General features: G+C 34.3%; 16 protein-coding genes. 9 read left to right on the top strand and 7 right to left on the bottom strand.

Going from position 1 to position 15,684, the window contains the following annotated elements; all coding sequences use genetic code 11:
- Nucleotides 1-101: 101 nt before the first annotated feature.
- From BW983_RS21815 to BW983_RS21780, 8 genes are all read left to right on the top strand, one after another.
- Nucleotides 102-1,790 carry a DEAD/DEAH box helicase gene (locus tag BW983_RS21815; protein ID WP_076553886.1) on the top strand — a complete coding sequence of 563 codons (1,689 nt, stop codon included), beginning with the start codon at nt 102-104 and terminating at the stop codon, nt 1,788-1,790.
- Between the two features lie 153 nt (nt 1,791-1,943).
- Nucleotides 1,944-2,582 carry a DUF47 domain-containing protein gene (locus tag BW983_RS21810; RefSeq protein ID WP_027374906.1) on the top strand — a complete coding sequence of 213 codons (639 nt, stop codon included), beginning with the start codon at nt 1,944-1,946 and terminating at the stop codon, nt 2,580-2,582.
- A gap of 23 nt (nt 2,583-2,605) precedes the next feature.
- Entirely contained in the window at nt 2,606-3,748 is a 1,143-nt protein-coding gene (locus BW983_RS21805; protein ID WP_076553885.1) for an inorganic phosphate transporter, read from the top strand.
- A 104-nt stretch (nt 3,749-3,852) separates the two neighbouring features.
- A complete protein-coding gene (locus tag BW983_RS21800; RefSeq protein WP_065393536.1) occupies nt 3,853-4,824 on the top strand; it encodes a polyprenyl synthetase family protein in 972 nt (323 codons plus the stop codon).
- Between the two features lie 72 nt (nt 4,825-4,896).
- On the top strand, nt 4,897-5,853 hold the full coding sequence (locus tag BW983_RS21795; RefSeq protein WP_076553884.1) for a GSCFA domain-containing protein: 957 nt from the start codon (nt 4,897-4,899) through the stop codon (nt 5,851-5,853).
- Entirely contained in the window at nt 5,850-6,371 is a 522-nt protein-coding gene (locus tag BW983_RS21790) for a DUF4269 domain-containing protein (protein WP_076553883.1), read from the top strand. The genes BW983_RS21795 and BW983_RS21790 overlap by 4 nt, the downstream gene beginning before the upstream one ends.
- 3 nt (nt 6,372-6,374) lie before the next feature.
- Entirely contained in the window at nt 6,375-7,139 is a 765-nt protein-coding gene (locus BW983_RS21785) for a TatD family hydrolase (protein WP_076553882.1), read from the top strand.
- A 9-nt stretch (nt 7,140-7,148) separates the two neighbouring features.
- Nucleotides 7,149-8,213: an acyltransferase family protein gene (locus BW983_RS21780; RefSeq protein ID WP_076553881.1), complete on the top strand. Its 1,065-nt coding sequence runs from the start codon at nt 7,149-7,151 to the stop codon at nt 8,211-8,213.
- A gap of 7 nt (nt 8,214-8,220) precedes the next feature.
- Here the strand turns inward: BW983_RS21780 and BW983_RS21775 are convergent, their stop codons facing one another.
- From BW983_RS21775 to BW983_RS21760, 4 genes are all read right to left on the bottom strand, one after another.
- The gene (locus BW983_RS21775; protein ID WP_076553880.1) at nt 8,221-9,525 is read right to left on the bottom strand and encodes a DEAD/DEAH box helicase; all 1,305 of its coding nucleotides are present in this window, start codon (nt 9,523-9,525) and stop codon (nt 8,221-8,223) included.
- Nucleotides 9,526-9,748: 223 nt separating this feature from the next.
- Nucleotides 9,749-10,732: a GTPase ObgE gene (gene obgE, locus BW983_RS21770; RefSeq protein WP_076553879.1), complete on the bottom strand. Its 984-nt coding sequence runs from the start codon at nt 10,730-10,732 to the stop codon at nt 9,749-9,751.
- 79 nt (nt 10,733-10,811) lie between these two features.
- Nucleotides 10,812-11,390, bottom strand: coding sequence for an adenylate kinase (locus tag BW983_RS21765; RefSeq protein WP_076553878.1), 579 nt, complete (start codon nt 11,388-11,390; stop codon nt 10,812-10,814).
- Between the two features lie 155 nt (nt 11,391-11,545).
- Nucleotides 11,546-12,100 carry a phosphoribosyltransferase gene (locus BW983_RS21760; protein ID WP_065393544.1) on the bottom strand — a complete coding sequence of 185 codons (555 nt, stop codon included), beginning with the start codon at nt 12,098-12,100 and terminating at the stop codon, nt 11,546-11,548.
- Nucleotides 12,101-12,295: 195 nt separating this feature from the next.
- On the opposite strand from BW983_RS21760, the gene BW983_RS21755 reads away from it, so the two are divergent.
- On the top strand, nt 12,296-13,885 hold the full coding sequence (locus tag BW983_RS21755) for an ABC-F family ATP-binding cassette domain-containing protein (RefSeq protein WP_076553877.1): 1,590 nt from the start codon (nt 12,296-12,298) through the stop codon (nt 13,883-13,885).
- A 192-nt stretch (nt 13,886-14,077) separates the two neighbouring features.
- Here the strand turns inward: BW983_RS21755 and BW983_RS21750 are convergent, their stop codons facing one another.
- The 3 genes from BW983_RS21750 to BW983_RS21740 all read right to left on the bottom strand — a co-directional run bounded on the left by BW983_RS21750 (nt 14,078) and on the right by BW983_RS21740 (nt 15,659).
- On the bottom strand, nt 14,078-14,596 hold the full coding sequence (locus BW983_RS21750) for a hypothetical protein (RefSeq protein ID WP_076553876.1): 519 nt from the start codon (nt 14,594-14,596) through the stop codon (nt 14,078-14,080).
- Nucleotides 14,597-14,601: 5 nt separating this feature from the next.
- Complete coding sequence (locus BW983_RS21745; RefSeq protein ID WP_076553875.1) at nt 14,602-14,871, bottom strand: zinc ribbon domain-containing protein; 270 nt, start codon at nt 14,869-14,871, stop codon at nt 14,602-14,604.
- A gap of 107 nt (nt 14,872-14,978) precedes the next feature.
- A complete protein-coding gene (locus BW983_RS21740) occupies nt 14,979-15,659 on the bottom strand; it encodes a helix-turn-helix transcriptional regulator (protein ID WP_076553874.1) in 681 nt (226 codons plus the stop codon).
- Nucleotides 15,660-15,684: the final 25 nt, after the last annotated feature.

The raw sequence follows: 15,684 nt of genomic DNA, 5'->3' as shown, positions 1-15,684 counted from the left end.
AATACATTAAAGGATTCTGAATTTAAGTTTACATATTTAATACTTTATTCAAAAACAAATCAAATATTTATTGTATCTTTGCAAAAATTTTAAAATAGTTAATGAATTTATTTACGGAAACCAATTTAAGTCCTGATATTCTTAAGGCAATTGGCGAACTGGGTTACGAAAGCCCAACAGAAATCCAAAAACAGACTATCCCTTTTATTCTTTCAGATATTCGCGATTTGATCGCACTTGCGCAGACAGGGACAGGCAAAACAGCAGCGTTTTCGCTTCCGATTTTGGATATGATTGACGATACGAGTCGCAAAATCCAATTATTGGTGCTTTGTCCGACACGGGAATTATGTCTTCAGATTTCTAAAGACATAAAGAATTACTCTAAATACATGGACATCAAAACTACTGCGGTTTATGGTGGAAGTAGCATTGTAGAGCAAATGAGATCTTTAAAAGAGAAACCACAGATTATTGTGGGAACTCCAGGTAGAGTAATCGACCTTATCAACAGAAAAGCGTTAGATTTCTCTGCTATTCATTGGTTAGTATTAGACGAAGCTGATGAAATGCTTTCAATGGGATTCAAGGATGAATTGGAAACCATTCTAAGCGAAACTCCGGAAACTAAACAAACTTTCTTATTCTCGGCTACGATGAATAAAGAAGTGGAAAGAATTTCCAAAAATTACCTTACAAAACCACACCGTATTTCAGTAGGTTCTATCAACGAAGTGAAGAAGAACATTACGCACGAATATTATGTGGTAGGTTACCGTCAGAAAAAAGAAGCGTTGAAGAGATTAATCGATGCTAATCCTAATCAGTATTCCATCATTTTCTGTAGAACAAGAATGGAAACTCAGGAGGTTGCAGATTTCTTAATGCAGAACGGTTATGCAGCTGATGCTCTTCACGGAGACCTTTCTCAGGCACAGAGAGATACAGTAATGAAGAAATTCAGATTGAAAAACATCGATATTCTTGTAGCTACAGACGTTGCAGCAAGAGGATTGGATGTAAACTCTCTGACTCACGTTATTCACTTCTCTTTACCTGATGATCCTGAAGTATTCGTTCACAGAAGTGGAAGAACAGGTAGAGCAGGAAAAGACGGTATTTCTATGGCTTTAATCAAGCCTGAAGAAAGCAGAAAATTGAAGCAAATCAAATCTGCTACTAAAATAGAAATTAACGAAAAATTTATTCCTACAGGAGACCAGATTATCAAAGCTCAGGTTGGTGGTGTTTTCGAAAAATTATTGACGGAGCACGAAGATCTTTTCGAGTTTGATGATAGCTTAATCCCGGATCTAAGCAACTTTACAAAAGAAGAATTAGTACACCAGTTGTTACAATTCCAATTGAAGGATCTTGCTTTATATTACAAAGACAAACACGATCTTGTTGAGCAGAAGTTGAGCAACAGAGATGATGATTACTCAAGAAGAGACCGTGGACGTGATAGAGACAGAGATAGAGGAAGAGACAGAGATCGCGGTAGAGACAGAGATCGTGGTGGAAAACCAAGAAGAAAGGATGAAAACATGGTTAGATTCTTCTTCAACTTGGGTAAAAAAGACCACTTGAAGAAGCTTGATGTTTTAGATATTATCAATAAGGCTACTGCTGGTGGAAAGACCAAGAAAAGAGCTGAAATCGGAGATATCGAAATCCTAGAGAAATTCTCTTTCTTTGAAGTTGAGAAGTCTTTCAAAGACAATGTTCTAAGTAACATTCAATCTATGAAATTCAAAGGAAAGGACATGAGAGCTGAAGTAGCTAATTAAGTCACTTTTTTATACCATATAAAACCGGCAGTAATGTCGGTTTTTTTATTTGATTATCAGTAGATAAGCGAATGTTAACAAAACTTAATGTCATATAGTTTCATGGGCGATCCTTTTTTAGGAAATTTGCACACGAATTATAAATACTAAAAAATGGGAATTGGTAATATTTTCCACGCTTTTCAACCAAAAGATAAAATCTTCTTTGTACTTTTTGAAAAGGTAACTGAAAACCTAGTTGCAATGTCTGAAGAATTCAACACAGGAATCAAGGATTTCGATCTTAATGATGATTCAATGTTGAAAAAAATGAGCGATTTCGAACATAAAAATGACGAACTTACTCATGAGATCTTTGTAGAACTAGGCAAAAACTTCATCACTCCTTTCGACCGTGAAGATATTCACACATTGGCAACAGGATTGGATGATATCGCAGATTATATCTACGCTTCTACAAAATATATCTTCCTATACAAATCTCCGGAGATGAAAGCTTACTCAGATTTCTCTCTATTGATTCACAAAGCATGTCTTGAAATTCAAAATGCAATGAAAAACCTTAAAGGGTTCAAGAACATGGAGCAGGTGAAAGAAGCTTGTATTAAAGTAAACTCTATTGAAAATATCGCAGATGATCTGCTTTCTAACTCAATGGTAGAGTTATTTGAAACCAACGATGCTATCAATATCATTAAGGTTTCATCTGTATTGAACTATCTTGAAATCGTAACAGATAAAGCAGAAGATGTTGCCAATACAATTGAGAACATCATGATTAAATACGCCTAAAAGATAACAATACATAGCAAAAAATGGAATTTCCGATTTTACTTGTAGTTATTATTGCGTTGGCGTTGATCTTTGATTATATCAATGGTTTCCATGATGCTGCCAACTCGATTGCAACTATCGTATCTACAAAAGTTTTAACTCCATTCCAGGCTGTACTTTGGGCAGCACTTTGGAACTTTGCGGCTTTCTTTATTGCTGCTTATATTATTGGAGAATTCAAAATTGGTAATACAATTGCCAAAACAGTTAATGAGAATTTTATCACCCTTGAAGTTATATTTTCCGGTCTTGTGGCAGCGATTGCCTGGAACCTTTTGACATGGTGGTTTGGAATCCCTTCCTCATCATCTCATACGTTGATCGGAGGTTTCCTGGGAGCAGCTCTTATGCATGCTTTCATGATGGATTATCATGATGTGGCAGCAGCTCAGCCAGAACTTGGTTTCTGGGAGACGGCTAAAGAAGCTTTAAGCCAGGTAACTCATCAGAGTGTTGTAAAGTTTGATAAAGTAATTCCTATCTTCCTGTTCATTTTTATGGCACCGATTATAGGGATGATTATCTCGATCATTATTACATTAATTATTGTTCACCTATATAAAAGATCAAACCCTCACAAAGCGGACAAATCTTTCAAAAGATTACAGTTGGTTTCATCTGCATTGTTTAGTTTAGGACACGGTTTGAATGATGCTCAGAAAGTAATGGGAATCATTGGGGCAGCAGTAATTTATTATCACGTTAATATGCTTCAGGATGTACAATATCTGAACATTCCTTCTGCAGGACGTTTTGATTATTTTGCACAGCATTATATCTGGGTTCCTTTGGTTTCATTTATCGCTATTGCTTTAGGAACAATGAGTGGTGGTTGGAAGATCATTAAAACAATGGGAACAAAGATCACTAAGGTGACTTCATTAGAAGGTGTAAGTGCAGAAACTGCAGGAGCTATTACCTTATTTATCACAGACCACTTCGGTATTCCTGTATCTACAACACACACGATTACAGGTTCTATCATCGGAGTAGGATTAACGAAAAGAATTTCAGCAGTAAGATGGGGAATTACAGTAAGCTTACTTTGGGCTTGGGTATTAACTATTCCTATTTCAGCTCTTGTAGCAGGAATTACATATCTTATTGTAACTTTCCTTTCTTAAGATAAAAAAATCACAATTATCATATAAACTTTGTCCATTTGGGCAAAGTTTTTTGTTTTATAAAGCCCTGAAAAATCGTATTTTTGTTCAAATTATAAGATTTTATGGAATTTTTAGACAGATACCAACAGATTGTTGCTGACGCCATTAATAAGTACACTTTTAAAGATAAACCTACGGAGTTATATGATCCGATGAATTATATAATTTCCCACGGTGGAAAACGTCTTCGTCCCATTATGGTACTGATGGCATGTGATCTTTTCGGTGGAGATCTTAAACAGGCGATAAAGCCAGCTTTGGCAATTGAATTTTTCCATAATTTTACCCTGATCCATGATGATATTATGGATGAAGCTCCTTTAAGAAGAAACAAACCTACCATTCATACTCTACACGGCATTAATGTGGGAATTCTTTCCGGTGACGGATTGATGCTTAAAGCATACAAGTTTTTTGAAGATCTTGAACCCGAAATTTTCAAAGCTTGTATCAGAATTTTTACCCATACAGGACTTCTTTTATGTGAAGGACAACAGTATGATATTAATTTTGAAACTCAGGAGAATGTGACTTTTGATGATTATATCAGAATGATTACTTATAAAACCGGAGTATTAAGTGCTTCTTCTTTTGAGATCGGAGCATTAATTGCGAGAGCAGACTTTAAAGATGCAAAAGCGATTTTCAACTTTGGAAAACATATCGGTATAGCATTCCAGATTATGGATGACTATCTTGATGTATTCGGAGATCAGGCACAGTTTGGGAAAAAGCATGCTGGAGATATTTATGAAAACAAGAAGACGGTTCTTTACTTGTTAGCAAGAGAACACGCTACGGATGAAGAAAGAAAAGAGCTTGACTACTGGTATTCTAAAAAGACAGATAACGTAGACAAAATTTACGGGGTTGAAAAGATCTTCAGAAGAACAAAAGTAGATGAAAAAGCACTTCGTCTGATTGAAAAACATAATGAGATCGGTCAGAGCTATCTTCAGAAAATTGATATTCCGGACGAAAAGAAAAAACCATTTATTGAATTAGCGAATTATTTGTTAAGAAGAGAAAGCTAAATAAGGTTACAGGTGATAGGAAGTAGGTAACAAAATTGCCTGCAACCTATTACCTAACACCTAACATCTATAATGAAGTTCAGAACAGAAGTAAATATTCCAAAATCAGAGAAGAAAATTGAAATTGAAGATCGAATATTTTCAATAGGGTCTTGCTTTGCCTCTGAAATGACTGAATTACTGAAAGATGGGCAACTTCAGACCTTAAATAATCCTTTTGGAACTATTTTCAATCCTTTTTCTATCAATAATGCGATAAAAAGACTTCATGATTCTTCATTTTATGTAGAAGAAGAGCTGATTATCTACAACGAGGAATATATTTCACTGGATCATCATACCAATTTTGATACAAGATATATTCATCAAACGCTGGATAAAATCAATGAGGCTATTGAAGAAGGGAATGCTTTTCTTCAGGAGGCGGATTGGGTCATTATTACCTATGGATCATCCTTTATCTATGAATTTACCCCCAAGAATAAACTTGTCGCAAACTGCCATAAAATTCCGCAGAAGTTTTTCGAAAAACGATTACTTTCCCATCAAGAATTAACAGGAGCTATTTACAATACAATTCTTGAACTTAAAGATATCTGTAAAGAAGGTGTACAAATCTTGTTTTCAGTTTCTCCAGTAAGACATACCAAGGATGGAATGGTGGAAAATCAATTGAGTAAATCCAAATTAATTACAGCAATACATGAGTCTATATCCATGTTTGAAGACTGTCATTACTTGCCGGTATATGAGATTTTAATGGATGATTTGAGAGACTATCGTTTTTATAAAGAAGATATGATTCATCCAAGTACTCAAGCGGTCAATTATATCTTTGATAAATTTGGAGATTCTTATTTTTCGGATGAAACTCAAAACTTCATTAAAGATAACTTTAAGATTATCAAAGCATTGGAGCATAAAACCAATGACGTTAAAGATCCGAAATTCATTGAATTCAGAGAAAAACTGGATCAAAGAATTGAAAGCCAGCGTAAAAAAGTAAAACATACAATATTTCCAAAATGATTGATTTTACCCGAATTGATTATCTTAAAACCGGAAATGAAAGACAGAAAAGAGCCTACGAGGTTTTGATAAAATACAGAGTTTTTGAAAAATTAAAACTTTATTCACCTATTCTAGCCGGAACTGTTCCCATTGAAATTGATATAGCAGGAAGTGATCTGGATCTTATTTGTGAAGTGAATTTAGAATTTGAGGAGGAATTTTTGGATGACCTAATGTTCAGTAAATTTATTCCTTACGATGTAGAAGTGGAATATCCCATCATAAATGGTGAAAAATGTATTACACTGAATTTTATTCTGGAAGAATTTCCGATTGAAATTTTCGGACAGAATAAGCCCACCACTCAGCAGAACGCTTATCTTCATATGATTGCTGAACACAAAATATTACAGGAAAAAGGAGAAGAATTTAAACACAAAATAATAGAACTTAAAAAGCAGGGTATTAAGACAGAACCGGCATTTGGAATGCTGATGAACCTTGAAAACCCTTATGAAGATCTGTTAAAACTATAGAAAATGATTGATACACATACACATTTATACGCAGAAGAATTTGATGAAGATAGAAAAGAAGCTATTCAAAGAGCTTTAGATAAAGGTATTTCTGAATTTTATCTTCCGGCGATTGATTCAGAATCTCATGTAAAAATGTTGAACTTGGAAACAGAATATCCGGGACAGATTTTTTCAATGATGGGGCTTCATCCTTGCTATGTAAAACCTGAATCCTGGGAAAAGGAATTAGAAATTGTAAAGAATTATCTTGACGACAGACATTTTCCAGCAATAGGAGAGATCGGAATTGATCTGTATTGGGATAAAACAACACTGGATATTCAGGTAAAAGTTTTTGAACAGCAGATTGATTGGGCAATTGAAAAAGACCTTCCGATTGTGATCCATACGAGAGAAAGCTTTGAGGAAACATTTGAAGTTCTGGAAAGAAAAAAACATCCAAAATTAAGAGGGATTTTTCATTGTTTTTCAGGAAATCTTGAGCAGGCTCAGCATGCTATTGATCTTAATTTTATTCTAGGAATCGGAGGAGTAGTAACATTTAAAAATGGAAAGATTGATCAGTTTTTAAGTGAAGTTCCTTTAGATAAAATAGTTTTGGAAACCGATTCACCTTATCTTGCCCCGGTTCCGTACAGAGGAAAGAGAAACGAAAGTTCTTATCTTGATCTTGTGGCAGGAAAACTGGTAGATATCTATGGAATAGATTTTACAGAGATAGATAGGATTACTACGGAGAATGCTAAGAAACTTTTTGTTATCTAACAGATAGGAATGAAAGTACTACCTAATATTACTTCACTGAGGTTTTTTCTAGCTTTACTGGTTGTGATTTTTCATATTCCTCAGTTCTTCGATAACAGAGGTTTACCTACTTTTTATGAGTTGCCTCTGTTTGATAAAGGACGTGAAGCAGTATATATGTTTTTTTCTTTAAGTGGTTTTCTTATTATCAGACAGTTGTTTGAGGAGAAAATGATCACAGGTAAAATAAATCTGAGGAATTTTTATATAAGAAGAATACTCAGAATTTTTCCATTGTATTATTTGGTGGCTATTATTGGATTATTGTACTATAATGTCGTTCTTCCCAAAATGGGGTTTGATTTTACAAGTAATTATAATTTGTGGGAAGGAATTGCTCTTCTTTTTACCTTCTTTCCTAATGTTCTTTCTGCTTCTGAACCGGGAGGGATTCTTGAAATACTTTGGTCCATAGGAATAGAGGAACAGTTTTACCTTCTGATTGCTCCTCTTATTTTGCTCATTTCTTTAAAAAATATCAAAGCATTCTTACTTATTTTCACCATTCTATTTATAGGGCTGTATCATATGCCTGATTTTGAATTTTTAGATGAATATAGAATGATGTTCTTCTATTTTTCTTTTGCCGGATGGTGTTCTCTACTAAAGTTTAAGCCCAATAAATATTTTGGAATTCTTCAGATTGTAAGCTGTGTACTGTTGCTGATTTATTTTACGACAAATCTATTTATCAGTACTATGTCTGAATTCCAATATAGAGTATTTAGTACAATCTTGTTCGGTTTTTTTCTTATTTTCTTTACTCAAAAAAAGATCAGTTTTTTTGAAAATAAAAAACTGATCTATCTTGGAAAAATTTCTTACGGAATATATATGTATCATACCATTGTAATGCAACCCGTGGGGTTTGTCTTGCTTAAACTAGTGGCTAAATACAATATAAATGACTATATAGTCATTGTTTCAAGTTATCTTGCCATTCCACTAATCACAATACTGGTGGCGCATTTCTCATATCAATATTATGAAAAAAGGTTTCTTAGTTTGAAAAGCAGATACAGAAATATATTTTAATTAAAAATTATTTTTTTCTTGTAAAATTCTTATTCTTAGGTTTCTTAAATCCAACAGAAGCCGTTTGAGAAGGTTTTTTCTTGTTTTTATTTGCCCCAGAATTAGTATTATTTGTTGTTCTTGGTTTTTCAGTTCGGGGAGCAACAGGTTTGTTATTAGAATCTCTTTTCTGTGCAACCAGATCATCCGTATGGAAAGGGTGATTTTTAATAACAGGAATTTTCTTTCCGATAAGCTTTTCCGTATTCTTTAAATTTAAAAGATCAAGCCCATCTACAAAAGAGATAGAATTTCCTTCAGCACCCGCTCTTCCTGTTCTTCCAATTCTGTGTACATAAGTTTCGGAAACATCAGATAATTCAAAATTGATAACGAATTTTAATTCATCAATATCAATTCCTCTCGCTGCAATGTCTGTAGCTACAAGAACCCTTGTTTTTCCCGATTTAAAATTATTCAGGGCATTCTGTCTAGCATTCTGAGATTTATTACCATGAATTGCTTCTGCTGAGATCTCATCTTTTTGAAGCTTTCTTGCAATCTTATCCGCCCCATGTTTGGTTCTTGCAAATACCAATACCGATTCTGAAATATCATTTTTCAGAATATGGGATAACAAATTCAGTTTATTATCCTTCTCTACAAAATAAACAGATTGTTTGATGGTATCAGCAGTAGAAGAAACTGGAGTAACCTCTACCTTTACCGGATTATTTAGTATAGAATTAGCAAGCTTCTGAATTTCTCCAGGCATTGTTGCTGAGAAAAATAAGGTCTGTCTTCTCTGTGGTAAAAGCTTAATGATTCTTTTTACATCATGTACAAAACCCATATCAAGCATTCTGTCGGCTTCATCAAGAACAAATATTTCAAGATTTTTTAAGCTGATGATTCCCTGAGCAATAAAATCAAGTAGTCTTCCCGGTGTAGCTACAAGAATATCAACTCCTTTTTTCAAAGCAGCTTCCTGATTTCCTTGTTTTACTCCTCCAAAGATCACGAGTTCTTTTAATGGAAGATATTTACCATAAGCATGGATATTTTCCTCAATCTGGATCGCCAACTCTCTGGTTGGAGTAAGAATTAAGGCTTTAATATTCTTGTTTGGAATTTTATTTTTAGATAGATTTTGTAAAATTGGAATAGCAAATGCCGCAGTTTTCCCTGTCCCTGTCTGTGCGCAGCCTAAAAAATCTCTGCCATTTAATATTTCAGGAATTGATCTTTCCTGAATGGGGGTTGGAGCTGTATATCCCTGTTCCTGGATTGCCTTAGCAATAGGTTCTATTAAGTTTAAGTCTGTAAAATTCAAATGAATTATTTTAAAATTTAAATAAAAATTCCTTCGGTTTGAAAGAATTACATTCTGCAAAGGTAGGTTAAAATTTTAAGAGTTGTATTTCAAGGTTATATAACCTTTGCTTTACATTTATTTAGAAGGAATTATTGAAAATAGATGTTTAATTTATGTATAACAAAAAAATAAAGAGAAGCAATAAAGCCTCTCTTATTTTGTATTTTATAACTGGATTAAATTATCCGTGTAATTGTTTCCAGATTGCATCCTTCAATTCTACAAGTCCTTCACCTGTAACACCAGAGAAAAATAATGGTTGTTTATTCTCTGGGAACTCAGCAGCGATTTCCTTTTTCAGTTCACTATCTAAAAGGTCAGATTTTGAAACGGAAACAATGAAATCTTTATCCAAAAGTTCAGGATTGTATTCCTTTAATTCATTTTCAAGAATCTTAAATTCCTGGAAGTGATCTTCAGAATCTGCCGGAATTAAGAATAGCAGGATTGAGTTCCTTTCAATATGTCTCAGGAATCTGTGTCCTAATCCTTTTCCTTCCGCTGCACCTTCAATAATTCCTGGGATATCAGCCATTACAAATGATTTGTAATTTCTATAATCAACAATTCCAAGGTTAGGAGTTAATGTGGTAAAGGCATAGTTTGCAATTTTAGGCTTAGCTGCAGAAACAGAAGCTAAAAGTGTGGATTTTCCTGCATTTGGAAACCCTACTAAACCTACATCTGCCAAAATTTTAAGTTCAAAGACTATATAGCCTTCCTGACCGTCCATTCCGGGTTGAGCATATCTTGGAGTCTGATTGGTAGAAGATTTGAAGAATTCGTTTCCTCTTCCTCCTTTTCCACCTTCCATCAAGATGATTTCCTGCTTGTCTTCAAGAATTTCTCCGATAATTTCTCCTTCTTCATTTTTAGCGATACTCCCAATAGGAACATCGATGTAAATATCAGCACCATCAGCTCCGGTAAGCTGGTTTTTCGCTCCGTTTTCACCTCGCTCAGCTTTGATGTGACGGGTATAACGAAGCGGAAGTAAAGTCCATTCCTGAGCATTTCCTCTCATGATAACGTGTCCTCCACGACCTCCGTCACCACCATCAGGACCTCCCTTAGGAATATATTTTTCACGGCGAAGGTGGGCAGAACCTGCTCCTCCGTGTCCGCTTTTACAATGAATCTTTACGTAATCTACAAAGTTTGACATAATTTTTAGGGTTTAGGCCTTAGGGGTTAGGGAATAGATATTTAACTATGCTAAATCCTAATCCCTAAATCCTAAATCCTTATTTAATTTTCTCTACTTCAGCAAAAAGTTTTTGAGAAATCTCTTCAATTTCTCCAACGCCGTTTACCTCTACATATTTTCCTTGTTGCTTATATAGTTCGGCTACTTCTGCTGTTTTAGTATAATATTCTTTAATTCTGTTTTCGATGATCTCTACATTGCTGTCGTCTGATCTACCGCTGGTTTCTCCTCTCTTCAGAAGTCTTTCAACCAAAATTTTATCCTCAACGATTAATGAAAGACAAATGTCGATCTCGTCATTCAGTTCTTCTTTAACGATTTTTTCCAAAGCTTCTGTCTGAGCAGTTGTTCTTGGATATCCATCAAAAATAAAACCGTTGGTATCGGTAGGTTTTCTGATCTCATCAATCAGCATATCTGTTGTTACCTGATCCGGAACCAATTCTCCCTTATCGATGTAAGACTTAGCCAATTTTCCAAGTTCAGTGTCATTTTTCATGTTGTATCTGAAAAGATCACCTGTTGAAACCTGCTTTAAGTTGAATTTTTCGATTAGATTCTGAGCTTGTGTTCCTTTTCCACTTCCTGGAGGGCCGAACAGAACAATGTTTATCATAATTTTGATTCGCTTCCGGCAGTTGGCATTTTACCCTCAGTTCTTGACTTTGGGCGACTTGCTTTTTGCTTTTAGCTTTATTTAGTTAATATTTTACTTTTATTTCAATTTAATATTTAAAGCTAATAGCCAAAAGCTAGAAGCTAATAGCCATTTTAATGGTTGATTTGTCCGTCTGCTAATTGGTATAAATTAGGTAGGTTTCTTCCCAACTCATCATAATCTAATCCATAACCAAGTACAAATTTGTTTGGAATTTCTTTTCCTATATAATCCAATTTGAAGTCTTTCTTGTAAATTTCAGGCTTCAATAAGAAACTTGCTAATTTTACAGACTTAGGACGCTGCGTTTCCTTAAAATATTTGAAAAGACTCTCAACTGTATTTCCTGTATCTACGATATCTTCCACAAGAATGATGTGACGATCTTTTACATCCTTAGTAAGCTCCATTTTCTGATAAACGATCCCTGTAGATTCAGTTCCTACATAAGAACTCATTTGAATGAAGGCGATCTCGCATTCACCCGGATAATATTTCAAAAGGTCGGAGAAGAACATGATCACCCCATTTAATACACCGATGAAAACAGGAACCTCATCCTTGTAATCTTCATAAATTCTTAACGCTGTCTCTTTTACAATTTCCTGAATTTCGGCTTCCTCTAAATAAGGGACGAAAGTTTTGTCGTGAACTTTAATACTTTCCATAAAATTTTTAGTAGGAGGCAAAGTTACGGATTTTTGATTTTTCAATAAAATCTTTTTGTGTTTAATCCTGGATTTGTGCTATCTTTGTTCTTTCAAAACCCAAAAATACAGACATGTAGGATATAATTTCTTTCAGATTTATTAAAGCAGTAGCGAATGAGTTACTAGTGTTTAACCATTATTAAGAAAGAAATCATGATTTTACTTCAAAATATGTCCTTTGGGTTTCCGGGAGAGAATCTGCTATTTAATCATATCTATTTAACGATACAATCTTATACAAAATCCGCACTTGTGGGAAGCAACGGCATGGGAAAATCTACGTTGCTAAAAATAATCGCCAATGAATTACTACCGTTAGAAGGAGGCATAAATATTCAGGGTGATATTTTTTATGTTCCCCAGATGTTCGGAAATTTTAATCATTTAACCATAGCTGAATGTTTAAAAATAGACCAAAAGCTAGATGCTCTTGAAAAAATTACAAATGGAGAAACTGATGAAAAATACTTTGAAACTTTAAATGACGATTGGGAAATTGAGGAACGTTGTCAAAATGCTCTGAAATACTGGAAGCTTCAGGATTTTAATTTAAACCAAAAACTGGAAGGTTTAAGTGGTGGGCAAAAGACAAAGGTTTTTCTTGCGGGAATTCAAATCAATCAGCCGGAAATTATTATTCTGGATGAGCCAACGAATCATCTTGATAAGGAAGGACGAGCACTTCTTTATGAACTTATTGATAAAACAATTGCTACAATACTGATGGTAAGTCATGACAGAATTTTATTGAATCTTGTTGATACCATTTTGGAATTGAGTAATCAGGGAATTGCTACCTACGGCGGAAATTTTGACTTTTATACGGAACAAAAGGAAATTGAAGAAGGTGCATTACAAAATGATATTCACTCGAAAGAAAGAGCACTGAAAAAAGCCAAGGAAAAAGAAAGGGAAACCCTTGAACGTAAACAAAAACTGGATACTAGAGGAAAACAAAAGCAGGAAAAGTCTGGGGTAGCAAGGATTATGATGAATACCCTGAAAAATAATGCTGAAAAAAATAGTTCAAAGCTTAAAGGTGTACATGCTGAAAAGATCAGTGGTATTTCTGGAGATTTGAGAGAACTTCGATCTTCCCTGAGGAATTATGATCAGATGAAAGTTAATTTCAATGATTCAAATCTGCATTCCGGTAAGATTTTATTGTCTGCGGAAAATATTAATTTTAAGTACGAAGATGAGAAACTATGGAACGAAAATCTTGATCTGGAAATTCGTAGTGGAAACAGAATTTGTATTAAAGGTTCAAACGGATCAGGGAAAACAACATTGATACAACTTTTGCTGGGAAAAATAAAGCCATTTGAAGGAAATATTAATAGAACAGATTTTAACAGTATCTATATTGATCAGGAGTATTCTTTAATTGATAATGAAGTGTCTGTTTACGATTTTTCTCAGACCTTTAATGATAATGCTATGCAGGAATCCGAGATCAAAACGTTATTGTCCCGATTTTTATTCGGAAAAGATACTTGGGAGAAAAAATGTGGTTTTCTCAGTGGTGGAGAACGTTTAAGACTTCTTTTGTGCGGACTTTCCATAAGTAATAAAGCTCCGGATATGATTATTCTTGATGAACCGACAAATAATCTGGATTTGCAGAATATTGAAATACTGACTAATTCTATTAAAGATTATCAGGGAACACTTCTGGTAATTTCTCATGATGAAGTTTTTCTTAATGAGATTGGAATTGATAGGGAAGTGGTGTTGAAATGATTTTTTCTCGCAGATGTTTGTGTTTTATTTTAATCTTCATGATTTGCAAAATATTTCCTTGTTTTCAATATATTCAATTCAATAGAAACGGGCTTTAGCCCGTTTATTTTAAAATAACAAAATCCCATAGGCTTTAGCCCAAACTTAAAAAACAAAACCCCGGAAATGACTTCTGGGGTTTTGTTTCTAAAATTATTTCTTCGTTTTCTTAACTGCATCCAGATAAATCTTCTTAATACTATTCTTTTCCTCCTTTTCACTAAGATCTTCAAGTGCGGGAAGTAAAGTCGTATTGTGTGATGTTTTCAGTTTAAGAATTTCTCCTAATGCAAAAGCGGCACTCCAACGGACAACAGTTCCTTCATGATCTGTATTGGCTAAAAGATTACTGATAGCTTTATCCAGATTTTCTGTGAATAAATGTGCTGTATTACCAATTACTTTAGCGCTTTCCCATTTTATTCTTGGCGCTTTTTCAGTAAGAGTATTCGTTACAAATCCAAATACAGTTTCATCGGCAAGGGTGGGATTCTGTTTTGTTGCATATTCTATAGCTTCTATACAGCTTCCTTTTACAGGATCTTTTGCTTTTTCAGCGAAGGCAATAAGTTCATCAATAGGAAGGGAAGTATCGATAATCCATTTGCTTACAATTTCCGTTTTTTCCTTTGCTTTTGTAGCCTTGTCTTTAAAAAGTTCTTCTATGGTCATGGTGATTAATTTTGATTTTTCCAGCGTTCTAATTTAGGAATTCCGTTTGAAAATAAACTTGCTAAAAAACCAGGGAAGCCCATATCCTTCATCTTATGTTTTACAAACTCTTGCATTTCTTTTGCTGTGATATTGGCTTGTCTGAACTGTCCTTTTTCATAGCAATAATCACAATATTTTGTGCTGGTAGAACCGTCGGAATTGGTTCCGCCTCCGTTAGGTGATTTTTTCAGAGGCATTCTGCAGCTCTGGCAATTTTTGTATACTTTATCCATGTTATATTATATTTTGGACAAAGGTAAATAGGGCGACTGTCAACCTTATGTCAGTCTGTTTTTTTAATTTAAAAGTAAGCAGCCTCTTCCAGTTTTCAACCCTCTATCTATGTCAAAGAATTAATATATTCTTCCAGTGTAAAATGACTTTCTTTCCTAAAAGGTAGTCCTGTATTTCTTAAGTTCTGAATCTGTAAGACTTTAAAATCCCGGTATCCATTTCTTTCCCAGCACCAGGCAATCAGATGCCATTGGTTGGTATAAAAGCTCATGCCAATGGGTTCAATTTCTCTTTCGCTGGCTTTATTTAAATTATTGAGATAACCTATTTTCAGAATTTGCTTATCAACAATGGAGTTTTGTAAAATTGTAAGATAATCTTTACTATGATCTGTTTCTGGAGAAACATAGATGCCAATTTTTTTCTGCAAAAGATCAACTTTCTCCTTTTCAGAATATTGCAAGACTGATTTTATTTTATCAATGGCATTGGAAACATTCTTCTGTATGGTCTTATCTGTGTAACGTTCTGAAAGTTTTGAAATCATGATTAGTGCATTCGCTTCATCGCTGGTAAGAAGAACAGGCGGTAAAAAGAATCCTTGCAAAACAGTATATCCTTTTTGTGGTTCGTAATCAATAGGAACTCCAATTTCTCCCAATGCTTTAATATCCCGGTAAACCGTTCTTATGCTGATTTCGTATTTCTCAGCAATATAATCGGCAGTTACAAACTTTTTAGATTGTAGGGTGGTAAGCACGGAAATCAGTCTGTCAATTCTGTTCATTATTTTAAAACATGAGATTCAAAAA

The sequence above is a fragment of the Chryseobacterium ureilyticum genome (assembly GCF_900156735.1).
Lineage (GTDB): Bacteria > Bacteroidota > Bacteroidia > Flavobacteriales > Weeksellaceae > Chryseobacterium > Chryseobacterium ureilyticum.
Note: the sequence above shows the minus strand (reverse complement) of the source record. Positions and strands in the feature narration are given on the sequence as shown.

Bases quoted from the DNA above. Each gene is read 5' to 3' on its own strand.
- BW983_RS21745 (WP_076553875.1), bottom strand. From the start codon at position 14,871: ATGGATAAAGTATACAAAAATTGCCAGAGCTGCAGAATGCCTCTGAAA.
- BW983_RS21795 (WP_076553884.1), top strand. From the start codon at position 4,897: ATGAAGTTCAGAACAGAAGTAAATATTCCAAAATCAGAGAAGAAAATT.
- BW983_RS21810 (WP_027374906.1), top strand. From the start codon at position 1,944: ATGGGAATTGGTAATATTTTCCACGCTTTTCAACCAAAAGATAAAATC.
- BW983_RS21765 (WP_076553878.1), bottom strand. From the start codon at position 11,390: ATGATAAACATTGTTCTGTTCGGCCCTCCAGGAAGTGGAAAAGGAACA.
- BW983_RS21805 (WP_076553885.1), top strand. From the start codon at position 2,606: ATGGAATTTCCGATTTTACTTGTAGTTATTATTGCGTTGGCGTTGATC.
- BW983_RS21750 (WP_076553876.1), bottom strand. From the start codon at position 14,596: ATGACCATAGAAGAACTTTTTAAAGACAAGGCTACAAAAGCAAAGGAA.
- BW983_RS21815 (WP_076553886.1), top strand. From the start codon at position 102: ATGAATTTATTTACGGAAACCAATTTAAGTCCTGATATTCTTAAGGCA.
- BW983_RS21800 (WP_065393536.1), top strand. From the start codon at position 3,853: ATGGAATTTTTAGACAGATACCAACAGATTGTTGCTGACGCCATTAAT.
- obgE (WP_076553879.1), bottom strand. From the start codon at position 10,732: ATGTCAAACTTTGTAGATTACGTAAAGATTCATTGTAAAAGCGGACAC.
- BW983_RS21785 (WP_076553882.1), top strand. From the start codon at position 6,375: ATGATTGATACACATACACATTTATACGCAGAAGAATTTGATGAAGAT.
- BW983_RS21790 (WP_076553883.1), top strand. From the start codon at position 5,850: ATGATTGATTTTACCCGAATTGATTATCTTAAAACCGGAAATGAAAGA.
- BW983_RS21760 (WP_065393544.1), bottom strand. From the start codon at position 12,100: ATGGAAAGTATTAAAGTTCACGACAAAACTTTCGTCCCTTATTTAGAG.
- BW983_RS21755 (WP_076553877.1), top strand. From the start codon at position 12,296: ATGATTTTACTTCAAAATATGTCCTTTGGGTTTCCGGGAGAGAATCTG.
- BW983_RS21780 (WP_076553881.1), top strand. From the start codon at position 7,149: ATGAAAGTACTACCTAATATTACTTCACTGAGGTTTTTTCTAGCTTTA.
- BW983_RS21740 (WP_076553874.1), bottom strand. From the start codon at position 15,659: ATGAACAGAATTGACAGACTGATTTCCGTGCTTACCACCCTACAATCT.